Consider the following 1,317-nt stretch of genomic DNA (forward strand, 5'->3'; position numbering starts at 1 on the left):
ACCGGCGTCGATCGACCCGTCCCCGCTGTGCAAGATCAGCCGTACCTACCTGTGTACTCCAAGGGGTACCCCGACAGTCCACTGTGAACAGGCCGGGTAGGTCCGCCGCCGGGGAAGGGCTGCCAGGTTGTCCCGGGCCGGCGGCGCCGTACTGTGCGGCCGGCGCCGAGGTGAGCACCGGGCAGGCGAGCCTGGTGCCGTCGTAGCGGGCCGGTGGCGTGCTGGCGGACACGACCACGGACGGTGGCGTGGCGGGGTCGCCACTGTCGTCACATCCGCAGATCAGCATGCCGACCATCGACAGCACCAACACCGCAATGTGCCGCCCCTCGCCGCGTCCGTTGACGATAACCGGGTGTATCGGCTCCCGTTGATGCCGCACTGCGCAACCGGTTGCGGCGATAGCCGTCCGGAACGGGCGGCTGCTCCCTCGGATTCTGCTGGTCAGGTCGGGCGGTTGCGGGCGGCGCGGGGGTTCGGGTGGGCGGCGATCCAGGCTTCGACCTCGGGTGCCAGCCATACGCGTCCCATCTCCAGGGTGATCAGCGGTGGCGGGAATCCCGGCTTGGCGGCGAGTTGGTTGAGTCGTTGCCGGCACACCCCGCCGAGCATCAGGCAGACCTCGTGGGGGCCGGCGAGCCGGATGGCGTGGGATTTCATGAAGCACGTTTATACACGACAAGTTGTCCTGCGTACAGTGTTCGCTCATCAACGTCGATGGTGAGAGGACGGCGGGCGCTCGAATAATCCGGGGAGACACCTGGGCGTGTCACGGCGGGGGTTTTCCCGCGAGGTGTGGGCGATGCTGGGCGATCCACTGGTCGATGTCGTCGGTGAGCCATACCCAGCCGCTGGACAATCGTGCCACTGGTTCGGGGAATCTGGGTGAGTGGGTGATCTGGTAGACGCGTTGGGAGCTGACGCCGAGCATGATGCGGATCTCGTGGGTGCCGACCAGCCGCAGGTCCTCGCCGTCGGCGCCCGAGTCGGTGCTGGAGCCGACGTCGGTGCCGGTGCCGACGTCGGTGCCGGTGCCGGGCGGGTTCAGGCTGGTTGCTGTCACCAGTGGTGCGTTCCGGTCAGGGTCGTCCGGCGCGAGTGGCTCACCCCGGCTGGGCGCTCGGTGCCGGTTCGGGGCGGTGTGGGCGGTGCCGGGTTTGCAGGCGACGGCGGCGTAGGCCGCGACGTGTTCGGGTGGTGGTGGGGTGTCGGCGGGGTCGGGTCGCCAGTGGCTGATCGAGGTGATGCCGGGTGGCAGCAGGTCGAGGCCGGTGGTGAACGCGCTGATCTGGGTGTGGGTGCGTAGCACGATGTCGG

Annotated in this window: 2 protein-coding genes; both read right to left on the reverse strand. The window is 68.9% G+C overall.

From position 1 onward, the window contains the following. Positions 1–444: 444 nt before the first annotated feature. Positions 445–660: a helix-turn-helix transcriptional regulator gene (locus tag IEY73_RS32630; RefSeq protein WP_189083211.1), complete on the reverse strand. Its 216-nt coding sequence runs from the start codon at positions 658–660 to the stop codon at positions 445–447. Positions 661–769: 109 nt separating this feature from the next. Continuing rightward, on the reverse strand, positions 770–1,317 hold a 548-nt coding region (locus tag IEY73_RS34295), incomplete at its 5' end, for a helix-turn-helix transcriptional regulator (RefSeq protein WP_306661578.1).

It is taken from the genome of Mangrovihabitans endophyticus, assembly GCF_014646155.1.
GTDB classification, from domain to species: Bacteria; Actinomycetota; Actinomycetes; order Mycobacteriales; family Micromonosporaceae; genus Actinoplanes; species Actinoplanes endophyticus.